Raw genomic sequence first — 12,938 nt, 5'->3', positions numbered from 1 at the left:
GGTGTATATGGATAAGACGGCGTTGCTGGCCAGCGACATCCTGCTGGGCGTTGGCGGAGAGAACAATATTCTGCGTCTGGAAAACTGTATGACCCGTGTCAGGGTGGAAGTTCAGGATGACGGGCAGATCGATATTCCCCGCCTCAGGCAACTGCCCGGTGTTAGCGGCTACGTGAAGCAGGGCGCACAGCACCAGATTATTGTCGGTCCCGGTAAAGCAGCCAAAGTGGTGGATGCCATGCGTTCCCTGATTGCCGATGGCGGCGAGCGAGCAGGTGCCAATGATATTGAGCGCACCAAGTCAGAGGCCAAAGCGAAGTACAAAGCGCCGATGAGCGATGCGCTGCGTAAGCTGGCGAACGTCTTTATCCCTCTTATTCCGGCGTTTATCGCCTCCGGTTTGATTACCGGCATTATTAACATCCTTAAGCGCCCGGATATCGTGGGGGATTTTGCGACCCACTATCCAAATATGCTGGGGTTGATGGGCATATTTGGCAGCGCCGTATTTGCCATTATGAATATTCTGGTCGGGGTGAATACCGCCAAAGTTTTCGGTGGCTCCCTGGCAATGGGCGGGGTGATGGCGGGGATCCTCTCCAGCCCTCAGCTGGCGCAAATTACCCTGTTTGGCGAAGCGTTGCAGCCGGGGCGCGGTGGGGTGATCGCGGTATTGCTGGTGGTTGCGCTGATGTGCTGGATCGAACGTAAATTCCGCGCGCTGTTGCCAGAATCACTGGAGCTTATCCTTAACCCGCTGCTGACCACCATCATTACCGGCGTAATCGCGATTGTGGCGCTGCAACCGCTTGGCGGATGGATTTCTGAATCTATCGCTCACGGCGCATCCTGGGCTATCGATCGCGGCGGTTTTCTGGTCGGTGCCGTGCTGGCGGGAACCTTCCTGCCGTTGGTACTTACCGGGCTTCATCAGGGATTGGTGCCCATCCATGTTGAACTGGTCCAGGCGCACGGTTATAACGCGCTCTTTCCGATCCTGGCGATGGCGGGCGTTGGGCAAATAGGTGCTGCGATTGCGGTTTTGATGAAAACCCGCAATGCGCGGCTAAAGAAAGTGATCAAAGGGGCGCTACCGGTCGGACTGCTGGGGATTGGCGAGCCGCTGATTTTTGGCGTAACGCTGCCGTTGGGTAAGCCGTTTATCGGTGCCTGTCTTGGCGGCGCGGTAGGTGGGGCGCTGATTAGCTACTGGAAGGTGGCGACGGTCATCACCTTTGGCATCTCCGGATTACCGCTGGCACTGACGATTGTTGCCGGAAAAGTGATGTTCTATCTGTTAGGCTATCTGGTAGCAGTTATCGCCGGGTTCTTGTTTACCTGGCTATTGGGATTCACTGATCCAGAGGAATAAGGTTTGACCAATCACCAGCGCCGCGTTGTCTTTTTTGATTTGGATGGCACGTTACACCAGCAGGATATGTTCGGTAGTTTTATTCGTTATCTGCTGCGTCGCCAGCCGCTGAACGCGTTGCTTGTGCTGCCTCTGTTACCGGTGATTGCGCTGGCGTTGCTGATAAAAGGACGTGCCGCCCGCTGGCCAATGAGCCTGCTGTTATGGGGATGCACTTTTGGCCGCAGCGAGGCGTGTCTGAAAGCGCATCAGGCCGACTTTGTGCGCTGGTTTCGCAGTAACGTGACGGCGTTTCCGCTCGTGCAGCAGCGGCTGACAACCTACCTGTTAAGCTCTGACGCTGATATCTGGCTTATTACCGGCTCTCCACAGTCACTGGTCGAGCAGGTTTACTTTGATACTCCATGGCTACCGCGAGTCAATCTGATTGCCAGCAAAATGGCGCGGGGATACGGCGGCTGGGTACTGACTCTGCGCTGTCTGGGCCATGAGAAAGTGACACAACTGGAACGCCACATTGGCGCGCCGCTACAGCTTTACAGTGGCTATAGTGACAGTAATCAGGACAATCCGCTGCTCTCTTTTTGCCAGCATCGCTGGCGCGTCACGCCGCGCGGAGAGCTTCAGCAACTCGAATAGCCAACGCACATGCAATTTGAAGTATGACGTGTATAATGCGCCCGCTTTGATTACTGGAGTTACCCCTTTGTCAGATGTTGAATTTAGCCACGAATACTGGATGCGTCATGCTTTAACGCTGGCTAAGCGCGCCTGGGATGAGCGTGAAGTCCCGGTGGGTGCGGTATTGGTACATAACAACCGAGTGATTGGCGAAGGCTGGAACCGCCCGATAGGTCATCATGATCCGACTGCTCATGCTGAGATTATGGCGCTGCGTCAGGGCGGCCTGGTGCTGCAAAACTACCGCCTGTTAGATGCCACGCTGTACGTCACTCTGGAACCGTGCGTGATGTGCGCTGGCGCGATGGTGCACAGCCGTATCGGTCGGGTCGTTTTTGGCGCGCGCGATGCGAAAACCGGGGCTGCCGGGTCATTAATGGATGTGCTGCATCACCCTGGAATGAATCATCGGGTTGAAGTGACCGAAGGGGTACTGCGGGATGAATGCGCCACGCTGCTCAGTGATTTCTTCCGCATGCGCCGGCAGGAAATTAAGGCCCTGAAAAAATCCGCTAATCAGTAACTCTCAGCCTGATGGTGCTGCGCTTATCAGGCTACCAGGACTACTTTCCCTCTTTTTTCTGCGGTGAAAACAGTAGGGAAGGCGAGTGCGACAGGTAGTTTGACGACGTCTGAGACAGAAACGCCGAAAGCGGGAATTCATCTTTACCTATTAGCTCTGCGGGCGTCACCGCCGGGTAATCCTGCGCCAGTTGCTGCGTTTCTAGCGCCTGTTTTTCTTTCTCTTGCAGATATCCCACCAGGCTAATCTGGTATTTACGGATGTTTTCCACATAGGCGTAGGCTTCGTGGCCACGCGCATAACCATAGGTCAACTTATTGTAATACGGCTTTTGGCTAAGCAGCGGTAGTCGCTGTTTTACGTCGGACCAACTGTTCGGATTGCCTTTGGTTTTCACCGTCAGCGCCCGTGCGTCCAGCATGTGCGCATAACCCATATTGTAGGCTGCAAGCGCAAACCAGATGCGTTCTCCTTCGGGGACGGTATCTGGTACTTTGCTCATCATGTCCTGCAAATATCGCGCGCCGCCGCTGATGCTTTGTTCGGCATCGGTACGGTCGGTCAGCCCAAGACTCTGAGCGGTATTTTTGGTCAGCATCATCAGCCCGCGTACGCCGGTTGGAGAGGTGGCCTGCGCATCCCAGTGTGACTCCTGATATGAGATAGCGGCCAGCAGTCGCCAGTCTATCTCTTGCGCATATTTCTCAAACAGCGGCTTGAGGTCCGGCAACACGCTGTCTACGGCGCGCAAAAAGGAGCGGGTATCGACATAGTCAAAATCATCGCCATGCCCGAGATATTTCTCTTCCAGCCGTGCCAGAGAACCGTCTTCATTCATGGTGTTGAAGAAATCCAGTAGGGCGGCAGATAGCGTGTTGTCATCGTCCAGCCGACTAAACCAGGTCACCGGTTGTTCGTCAGAGACGTCGAGCGCTACGGCCAGCTCAGGATGCACGCGTTGATATAAGCTGATGGCGACAGAATCGGCTATGGTGTAATCCAGCTTTCCGGCGATTACATCATCAAGCAGTTCGGTGGTGCCCTTTTTGTCATCGACTTTCCAGCTCAGATCGGGAAATTTTTTCTCTTTTAGCTGCTGGAGGTCGTTAACTACCACGTGCCCCGGGGCGATAGTCAGCTGGTTTTCGTTCACCGTGGCAAGCGTGCGCGGACGGTATTGCCCAACCCGGTACACCAGCTGTTGTGAAACCGAATAATAGGTCGGGCCGGGCTGGTAATTTTTAACCCGCTCGCTGTTATAGACCAGGCCTGCGGCTAACAGGTCGGCATTGCCGTTATCCAGGTCGTCAAAAAGCTGGCTGATGTTCTGGCGTACGGTAACTTTTAACTTTACGCCTAAGTAGTCGGCAAATTCCTGGGCCAGTTCATAATCCAGACCGAATTTTTTGCCGTTGAGGGTCGCGTAAGTTAATGGCGAATCAAGGGTACTGACGCGCAGCTCTCCCCGCGACTGAATGGCGGCGATACGATTTTCGGCTTTACCGAACCAGGGGATAGATGGCCAAAGGGCCGCTGCCAACAACAGCGTCAATATGCCGATGAACAGATAATTAATCTTTAATTTTTTCAATTAGTTAATTCTCTGAACCGTACGTTGTCTCTGTCTGCTGTGGTGTTGATTAAGAAGTGAAGTCGTCATTAATGAACGGCATTTTGCTTAAACTTGCGTCAGTTGGCAACTTATTCAGAAATCTGACCGCATTTGATGATAAGTGACGGTCGTGATTTTATTTCGACGCAAACGGTTTCGTCGGCGCGGTAGATTCTTTATAATGACGCCCGTTTCCCCCACTTGGGCACACCGAAAGCTTAGAAGACGAGAGACTTATGATGGAAATTCTGCGTGGTTCACCTGCACTGTCTGCATTCCGTATTAACAAACTGCTGGCACGTTTTCAGGCTGCCAACCTCCAGGTCCACAACATTTACGCCGAGTACGTCCATTTTGCCGATCTGAATGCACCGTTAAATGAAGATGAGCACGCGCAGCTTGCACGCCTGCTGAAATATGGTCCTGCTCTGCAAAGCCACGCCCCGGAAGGCAAACTGCTGCTGGTTACGCCTCGCCCTGGCACCATCTCCCCGTGGTCTTCTAAAGCGACTGATATTGCCCACAACTGCGGTCTGCACCAGATTAGCCGCCTGGAACGTGGCATTGCCTGGTATGTAGAAGCCTCTACGCTGACAGCTGAGCAATGGCAGATGGTGGCCGACGAACTGCACGACCGCATGATGGAAACGGTTTTCTCTGCGCTGAACGATGCCGAAAAACTGTTTGCCCATCACCAACCGGCGCCGGTCTCCAGCGTTGATCTACTGGGTGAGGGGCGTCAGGCGCTGATCGACGCTAACCTGCGTCTGGGTCTGGCGCTGGCGGAAGACGAAATTGACTATCTGCAGGATGCGTTCACCAAACTGGGACGTAACCCGAACGATATTGAACTATACATGTTTGCGCAGGCCAACTCTGAGCACTGCCGCCACAAGATTTTTAACGCCGACTGGGTTATCGATGGTAAACAGCAGCCGAAGTCGCTGTTCAAGATGATCAAGAATACCTTCGAAACCACGCCGGACCACGTGCTGTCTGCCTATAAAGACAACGCTGCGGTAATGGAAGGCTCTGAAGTGGGCCGCTATTTTGCCGACCACAAAACCGGCCGCTACGATTTCCATCAGGAACCAGCCCACATCCTGATGAAGGTTGAAACTCACAACCACCCGACGGCCATCTCTCCGTGGCCGGGTGCGGCAACCGGCTCCGGCGGCGAAATCCGCGATGAAGGCGCAACCGGTCGCGGTGCAAAACCGAAAGCCGGGCTGGTGGGTTTCTCCGTTTCCAACCTGCGTATTCCTGGCTTTGAACAGCCGTGGGAAGAAGACTTCGGTAAGCCGGACCGTATTGTTACCGCGCTTGATATCATGACCGAAGGTCCGCTGGGCGGCGCAGCGTTTAACAACGAATTTGGTCGTCCGGCGCTGACCGGCTACTTCCGTACCTATGAAGAAAAGGTCAACAGCCACAACGGCGAAGAGTTGCGCGGTTACCATAAACCGATCATGCTGGCAGGCGGGATCGGTAACATCCGTGCCGATCACGTGCAGAAGGGCGAGATCGTCGTTGGCGCTAAGCTTATCGTCCTCGGCGGCCCGGCGATGAACATCGGTCTTGGCGGCGGGGCAGCCTCCTCTATGGCTTCCGGCCAGTCTGATGCCGATCTTGATTTCGCTTCCGTACAGCGTGACAACCCGGAAATGGAACGTCGTTGCCAGGAAGTTATCGACCGTTGCTGGCAGATGGGTGATGCGAACCCGATTCTGTTTATCCATGACGTTGGCGCGGGTGGACTGTCTAACGCTATGCCGGAGCTGGTAAGCGATGGCGGTCGCGGCGGTAAGTTCCAGCTGCGCGATATCCTCAGCGACGAGCCGGGTATGAGTCCGCTGGAAATCTGGTGTAACGAATCCCAGGAACGCTACGTGCTGGCGGTTGCTGCCGATCAATTGCCGCTGTTTGACGAACTGTGTAAGCGCGAGCGCGCGCCGTATGCGGTGATTGGTGAAGCTACCGAAGAACAGCATCTGACCTTGAGCGACAGCCACTTCGACAACCAGCCGATCGACATGCCGCTCGATGTGCTGCTGGGTAAAACACCGAAAATGACCCGCGATGTGCAGACGCTGAAAGCCAAAGGCGATGCCCTGAATCGTGACGAAATCTCGATTGCAGATGCGGTTAACCGCGTGCTGCATCTGCCGACTGTCGCGGAGAAAACGTTCCTCGTGACCATCGGTGACCGTACCGTTACCGGTATGGTTGCGCGTGACCAGATGGTTGGTCCATGGCAGATCCCGGTCGCCAACTGCGCGGTCACTACCGCAAGCCTCGATAGCTACTACGGCGAAGCGATGTCTATCGGCGAGCGCGCGCCGGTTGCGCTACTGGACTTCTCTGCCTCTGCGCGTCTGGCTGTCGGTGAAGCGCTGACCAACATTGCGGCAACGCAGATTGGCGACATCAAACGTATTAAGCTGTCGGCAAACTGGATGGCGGCTGCGGGTCACCCTGGTGAAGATGCTGGCCTGTACGAAGCAGTAAAAGCCGTCGGGGAAGAGCTATGCCCGGCGCTCGGCCTGACCATTCCAGTGGGCAAAGACTCTATGTCGATGAAAACCCGCTGGCAGGAAGGTAACGAGCAGCGTGAAATGACCTCGCCACTGTCGCTGGTGATCACCGCCTTTGCCCGCGTGGAAGATGTGCGCCACACCATTACCCCGCAGCTCTCTACTGAAGACAACGCCCTGCTGCTGATTGACCTCGGTCTTGGTCACAATGCGCTGGGCGCTACGTCGCTGGCGCAGGTTTACCGTCAACTGGGTGATAAGCCTGCCGACGTGCGTAACGTTGAGCAACTGAAAGGCTTCTACGATGCGATTCAGGCGCTGGTCGCTGCGCGTAAGCTGCTGGCCTATCATGACCGTTCTGACGGCGGTCTGCTGGTTACGCTGGCGGAAATGGCCTTCGCCGGTCACTGCGGTATTGACGCTGATATCCACTCTCTGGGTGAAGATCGTCTGGCGGCGCTGTTTAACGAAGAACTGGGTGCGGTGATTCAGGTTCGTGCTGCTGAACGGGAGGCGGTGGAAGCGATTCTGGCTGCCCACGGCCTGGCAGACTGCGTACACTTCCTCGGTAAAGCCGTTGAAGGCGACCGCTTCAACCTGACCGCTAACGACCAGCCGGTGTTTAGCGAAAGCCGTACTACCCTGCGTATGTGGTGGGCGGAAACCACCTGGCAGATGCAGCGTCTGCGTGACAACCCGGAATGTGCCGATCAGGAACACGACGCTAAAACTAACGATGCGGACCCTGGTCTCAACGTTAAACTGTCGTTTGATATCAACGAAGATGTTGCCGCTCCGTACATCGCCACCGGTGCGCGTCCCAAAGTGGCCGTACTGCGTGAGCAGGGTGTGAACTCCCACGTTGAGATGGCAGCCGCCTTCCACCGTGCGGGTTTCGACGCCATCGATGTGCACATGAGCGACCTGCTGGGCGGACGTATCGGCCTGGGTAATTTCCAGGCGCTGGTGGCCTGCGGCGGTTTCTCTTACGGCGATGTGCTTGGCGCTGGGGAAGGTTGGGCGAAGTCGATTCTGTTCAACAACCGCGTCCGTGATGAGTTCGAAACCTTCTTCCATCGCCCGCAAACGCTGGCTCTCGGCGTGTGTAACGGTTGTCAGATGATGTCTAACCTGCGTGAGCTGATCCCGGGAAGTGACCTGTGGCCGCGCTTTGTGCGTAACCACTCTGACCGCTTTGAAGCCCGCTTCAGCTTGGTCGAAGTGACGCAAAGCCCGTCTTTGCTGCTTGCCGATATGGTGGGGTCGATGATGCCGATTGCCGTTTCTCACGGTGAAGGTCGTGTGGAAGTGCGTGACGGTGCGCATCTGGCTCAGCTTGAGAGCAAAGGTCTGGTGGCGCTGCGCTATGTTGATAACTTCGGTAAGGTGACCGAAACCTATCCGGCTAACCCGAACGGTTCGCCGAACGGTATTACTGCAGTGACCACTGAAAATGGTCGCGTCACCATTATGATGCCGCACCCGGAACGTGTGTTCCGTACCGTGAGCAACTCCTGGCACCCGGAAAACTGGGGCGAGGATAGCCCGTGGATGCGTATTTTCCGCAACGCGCGTAAACAGCTCGGTTAATTCGCGCAATAGTCATCAAGCCCCTCTTCGCGAGGGGCTTTTTTTTGTCTGCAGGATGGAACCCGCCTGATGACGCTACGCTTATCAGGCCTACAGGGAAAATGCGGTTGTAGGCCGGATAAGGCGTTCACGCCGCCATCCGGCAATAAACTCAGCGCTTGCACCTAAAAGTAAAGTGTCGGGAAATGCCGACATGGATAGGGTTGTGGTGTCGTCAAAAAGAGACGTTTAATTATTTGATTTAATGTGGATTTGTTTTTAAGTGCTGCAAGTGTTGCTTATTGGCGACAGAGAGAACAAAAAACAGCCAGAATTGTTATTTGTGAAAATAATAATATTTTTCATACTTATCATTGTGTAAATAAAGTGTTTTGAATATTGGCACAGATGCTGCATAATATTAACCAGTGGCTCATTCACCTTCTTATGTCAGCCCCTTCGGGACGTGCTACATAAACTTCGAATGACGCACAACAAGGTGCCTGCCGTCCAACATCTGATATTAGCATTGCTCATATCAACCTCCGGGCGAAACGTCGAGTTAGGCACCGCCTTATTCCATAACAAAGCCGGGTTAATCCCGGCTTTGTTGTATCTGGCGTTCCCCTCAGTTAGCATCAATCTATTCCTGTCCATTGAGAGTAACGCCTTGAAGCGCTGGTCAGTTTTTCCCCGATCTTTACGTCAATTGGTGACGTTGGCCTTCTTGCTTATCCTGCTGCCGTTGTTAGTTCTGGCCTGGCAGGCATGGCAAAGTCTGAATGCCCTGAGCGCGCAGGCTGCGCTGACAAACCGCACCACGCTGATTGATGCCAGACGCAGCGAGGCGATGACCAACGTCGCGCTGGAGATGGAGCGCAGCTATCGGCAATACTGCGTGCTTGATGACCCAACATTGGCCAGGGTCTACCAAAGCCAGCGTAAACGCTACAGCGACATGCTGGATGCGCATGCGGGGGTGTTGCCGGATACCAAGCTCTACCAGGCATTGCGTCAGGATCTTAACGATCTCGCGCAGTTGCAGTGTAAAAACAGTGGTCCTGACAGTGTGTCGGCTGCACGACTGGAAGCATTCGCCAATGCCAATACCGAGATGGTGCAAGCGACGCGTACCGTGATCTTTTCTCGTGGGCAGCAGTTACAGCAGGAAATAGCCGAACGTGGGCAGTTTTTTGGCTGGCAGGCACTGGTGCTGTTTCTCGTCAGCCTGGCGATGGTCTTGCTGTTTACCCGCATGATTATCGGTCCGGTGAAGGGCATTGAACGGATGATCAACTGTCTGGGAGAAGGGCGCTCGCTGGGGGATAGCGTATTATTTACCGGGCCACGGGAATTGAGATCCGTGGGGCAGCGTATCATCTGGTTAAGCGAACGCCTCTCCTGGCTTGAGTCGCAACGGCATCAGTTTTTACGCCATCTTTCCCATGAGCTGAAAACACCGCTGGCGAGCATGCGCGAAGGTACCGAATTGTTGGCCGATCAGGTGGTTGGCCCGTTAACAGCGGAGCAAAAAGAGGTGGTCGGTATTCTGGATGACAGCAGCCGCAACCTGCAAAAGCTGATTGAACAACTCCTTGATTACAACCGCAAGCTGGCTGATGACGAGGTGGAACTTGAAAGTGTGGAAATCACGCCGCTGGTGGAAAGCGTTGTTTCTGCGCATAGCCTGCCCGCTCGCGCCAAAATGATACATACTGATGTTGCGCTTGCGGTGAACACCTGCCTGGCAGAACCGATGCTGTTGATGAGCGTGCTGGACAATCTTTATTCCAATGCGGTGCACTATGGTGCTGAATCCGGTAACATTTGGATCCGCAGCAGTTTGCATGGCTCAACGGTATACATCGATGTAATGAATACCGGCACACCGATTCCAGAAGCAGAACAGACCATGATCTTCGAGCCTTTTTTCCAGGGGAGTCATCAGCGAAAAGGGGCGGTAAAAGGAAGCGGGTTGGGGCTAAGCATTGCCAGAGATTGCATCCGCCGTATGCGGGGCAAGCTGTATCTGGTTGATGACCATGCGCAAAACGTTTGTTTTCGCATAGAACTGCCGCTAGCTGCTGCGAAAAATCACTAAAATAAACCTAAGTCTGGTGAGTATGCCATACGTTGTTGTCCGAATGCTTAAACGACATTTTCTTCGTCGCGTCATCCTCGCAAGCCTGCCGTGCCTGGCGCTGGTTGGTTGTGTCCCGAACGCGGTGAATCATATTATCGGCGATCCCTCGCAGGAGAAAATTCCGCCTAATCAACTGGCAGACTACCTTGCAACCGACTGTACGGATATCTGGTCGCTGTCTGGCCAGTCTACAGAAACCAATCCGTTGTACTGGCTGCGGGCGATAGATTGTGCCAATCGCCTGATGCCGGTGCAGGCGCGTAGTGAAGCCAGCACCCTGATGACAGATACCTGGCAGGGCGCTTTCAGGCGTGGGATCCTGCTCGATAATGCCAACATTACGCCGCCTGAAAGGCGGGAGGCTGTTACGCGCCTCGATGCGTTAAGCCCGCAAATTCCGCCGCAGGTACGTCCGCTGTATCAGGTCTGGCGCAGCAGCCAAACGTTGCAGTTGCAGCTTGCCGAAGAGCGTATGCGCTACAGTAAACTCCAGCAGGCGTCCGACAGCGATCTCGATACGCTGCGCCAACAGCAACAGCATTTGCAGTCCCAGCTCGATCTCACGACCCGCAAGCTGGAGAATCTGACCGATATTGAGCGCCAGCTTTCTACGCGCAAACCTGGCGGTAACTACAATCCTGATGCGCTGCACGGGAACGATAAACTCACTACGCCTGATAACGAAGAAGGCGCAGCGCCGTCTGCCGATGAGGTTACGCCATGATAAGCCGTAAGCCCGCGCATCTGCTGCTGGTGGATGACGATCCGGGCCTGTTGAAATTACTTGGAATGCGACTGACCAGCGAAGGCTACAGCGTCGTGACCGCGGAAAGTGGGCAGGAAGGGTTACGGGTGCTGAACCGTGAAAAAGTGGATCTGGTTATTAGCGATCTGCGCATGGATGAAATGGATGGCATGCAGCTGTTTACTGAAATCCAGAAAGTACAACCTGGAATGCCGGTGATTATCCTGACCGCTCACGGCTCCATCCCGGACGCCGTTGCGGCGACCCAGCAAGGGGTGTTCAGTTTTCTCACTAAGCCAGTCGACAAGGACGCGTTGTATCACGCGATTGACGGGGCGCTGGAACAGTCTGCGCCCGCCACCGATGACAGCTGGCGCGAATCTATCGTTACCCGCAGCCCGCTGATGCTACGCCTGCTGGAACAGGCGCGGATGGTGGCGCAATCGGACGTTAGTGTCTTGATCAACGGCCAAAGCGGAACCGGGAAAGAAGTTTTCGCTCAGGCTATTCACAACGCCAGCCCGCGCAGCCAAAAACCTTTCATTGCCATTAACTGCGGCGCGTTGCCGGAACAACTGCTGGAATCAGAACTGTTTGGTCATGCGCGCGGTGCTTTTACCGGTGCGGTGAGCAATCGTGAAGGGCTGTTTCAGGCCGCGGAAGGCGGCACGCTGTTTCTCGATGAGATTGGCGATATGCCTGCGCCGTTACAGGTGAAACTGCTGCGCGTGTTGCAGGAACGAAAAGTCAGACCGTTGGGCAGTAACCGCGATATCGACATTGATGTGCGGATCGTTTCTGCGACCCACCGCGATTTACCCAAAGCGATGGCTCGGGGTGAATTTCGCGAGGATTTGTACTATCGCCTCAACGTGGTGAGCCTGAAGATCCCTGCGCTGGCCGAGCGTACGGAAGATATTCCGCTGCTGGCGAACCATCTGCTGCGCCAGTCTGCTGAACGGCACAAACCGTTCGTACGCGCCTTTTCAACCGATGCCATGAAGCGGTTAATGACCGCCAGCTGGCCGGGCAACGTGCGTCAGCTGGTCAACGTGATTGAGCAGTGCGTGGCGTTGACCTCTTCGCCGGTGATCAGCGACGCGCTGGTGGAGCAGGCGCTGGAAGGGGAAAACACCGCGCTGCCGACCTTTGTTGAGGCGCGTAACCAGTTTGAGCTCAACTATCTGCGTAAGCTGCTGCAAATCACCAAGGGCAATGTGACCCATGCAGCAAGAATGGCGGGGCGCAACCGCACCGAATTCTATAAATTGCTTTCTCGGCACGAGCTGGATGCAAACGATTTCAAAGAATAAATCTGCGGATTATGTTAGCTTTATTCGATCAAAAGACAGGCGACCTTTTCAAGGAATAGCATGAAAAAGATTGATGCGATTATTAAACCCTTCAAGCTGGACGACGTCCGCGAAGCGCTGGCAGAAGTCGGCATTACCGGTATGACTGTGACAGAAGTGAAAGGGTTTGGCCGTCAGAAAGGCCATACCGAGCTGTACCGTGGTGCGGAATATATGGTGGATTTTCTGCCGAAGGTTAAAATTGAAATTGTGGTTACCGACGACATCGTCGATACCTGCGTCGACACCATTATCCGTACTGCCCAGACCGGCAAGATCGGCGACGGTAAGATTTTTGTCTTCGACGTGGCACGCGTTATTCGTATTCGTACCGGTGAAGAAGACGACGCGGCAATTTAAGCCGCGCCGTTAATTTGTAGGCCTGATAAACGTAGCGCATCAGGTAG

At 54.7% G+C, this 12,938-nt stretch carries 9 protein-coding genes; 8 read left to right on the top strand and 1 reads right to left on the bottom strand.

What is annotated here, in order from left to right; genetic code table 11:
* Positions 1 to 7 precede the first annotated feature (7 nt).
* From OGX92_RS13245 to tadA, 3 genes are read left to right on the top strand one after another with little or no spacing between them, the layout of a single operon-like run.
* Positions 8 to 1,372 (top strand): PTS transporter subunit EIIC, encoded by a 1,365-nt coding sequence (locus OGX92_RS13245; protein ID WP_125112747.1) that lies wholly within the window; start codon positions 8 to 10, stop codon positions 1,370 to 1,372.
* 3 nt (positions 1,373 to 1,375) lie between these two features.
* Positions 1,376 to 2,011: a phosphatidylglycerophosphatase C gene (gene yfhb, locus OGX92_RS13240; RefSeq protein WP_003835313.1), complete on the top strand. Its 636-nt coding sequence runs from the start codon at positions 1,376 to 1,378 to the stop codon at positions 2,009 to 2,011.
* A 28-nt stretch (positions 2,012 to 2,039) separates the two neighbouring features.
* Positions 2,040 to 2,576 (top strand): tRNA adenosine(34) deaminase TadA, encoded by a 537-nt coding sequence (gene tadA, locus OGX92_RS13235; RefSeq protein ID WP_071845284.1) that lies wholly within the window; start codon positions 2,040 to 2,042, stop codon positions 2,574 to 2,576.
* Between the two features lie 40 nt (positions 2,577 to 2,616).
* Here tadA and mltF read toward each other — a convergent pair whose 3' ends face one another.
* Complete coding sequence (gene mltF / locus OGX92_RS13230; RefSeq protein ID WP_003835310.1) at positions 2,617 to 4,167, bottom strand: membrane-bound lytic murein transglycosylase MltF; 1,551 nt, start codon at positions 4,165 to 4,167, stop codon at positions 2,617 to 2,619.
* A gap of 257 nt (positions 4,168 to 4,424) precedes the next feature.
* Between mltF and purL the strand changes: the two genes are divergently transcribed.
* The 5 genes from purL (at position 4,425) to glnB (ending at position 12,891) form a co-directional block, all read left to right on the top strand.
* On the top strand, positions 4,425 to 8,312 hold the full coding sequence (purL, locus tag OGX92_RS13225) for a phosphoribosylformylglycinamidine synthase (RefSeq protein ID WP_197385616.1): 3,888 nt from the start codon (positions 4,425 to 4,427) through the stop codon (positions 8,310 to 8,312).
* A gap of 649 nt (positions 8,313 to 8,961) precedes the next feature.
* Positions 8,962 to 10,392 carry a two component system sensor histidine kinase QseE/GlrK gene (gene qseE / locus OGX92_RS13220; RefSeq protein WP_125112766.1) on the top strand — a complete coding sequence of 477 codons (1,431 nt, stop codon included), beginning with the start codon at positions 8,962 to 8,964 and terminating at the stop codon, positions 10,390 to 10,392.
* Positions 10,393 to 10,414: 22 nt separating this feature from the next.
* Positions 10,415 to 11,158, top strand: a complete 744-nt coding sequence (gene qseG, locus OGX92_RS13215) for a two-component system QseEF-associated lipoprotein QseG (RefSeq protein ID WP_286586638.1) — start codon at positions 10,415 to 10,417, stop codon at positions 11,156 to 11,158.
* Complete coding sequence (gene glrR / locus OGX92_RS13210; protein ID WP_304502732.1) at positions 11,158 to 12,492, top strand: two-component system response regulator GlrR; 1,335 nt, start codon at positions 11,158 to 11,160, stop codon at positions 12,490 to 12,492. Before qseG ends, glrR begins: the two co-directional genes overlap by 1 nt.
* A 60-nt stretch (positions 12,493 to 12,552) precedes the next feature.
* On the top strand, positions 12,553 to 12,891 hold the full coding sequence (glnB, locus tag OGX92_RS13205; protein ID WP_002914032.1) for a nitrogen regulatory protein P-II: 339 nt from the start codon (positions 12,553 to 12,555) through the stop codon (positions 12,889 to 12,891).
* Positions 12,892 to 12,938: the final 47 nt, after the last annotated feature.

Origin of the sequence: Citrobacter sp. Cpo089 (genome assembly GCF_030332695.1) — a bacterium.
In the GTDB taxonomy this organism is placed as follows: Bacteria; Pseudomonadota; Gammaproteobacteria; order Enterobacterales; family Enterobacteriaceae; genus Citrobacter; species Citrobacter portucalensis.
This window is presented reverse-complemented; position numbering and strand designations above follow the sequence as displayed.

Coding starts and splice junctions, on each gene's coding strand:
- purL (WP_197385616.1), top strand. CDS start 4,425: ATGATGGAAATTCTGCGTGGTTCACCTGCACTGTCTGCATTCCGTATT.
- glnB (WP_002914032.1), top strand. CDS start 12,553: ATGAAAAAGATTGATGCGATTATTAAACCCTTCAAGCTGGACGACGTC.
- qseG (WP_286586638.1), top strand. CDS start 10,415: ATGCCATACGTTGTTGTCCGAATGCTTAAACGACATTTTCTTCGTCGC.
- OGX92_RS13245 (WP_125112747.1), top strand. CDS start 8: ATGGATAAGACGGCGTTGCTGGCCAGCGACATCCTGCTGGGCGTTGGC.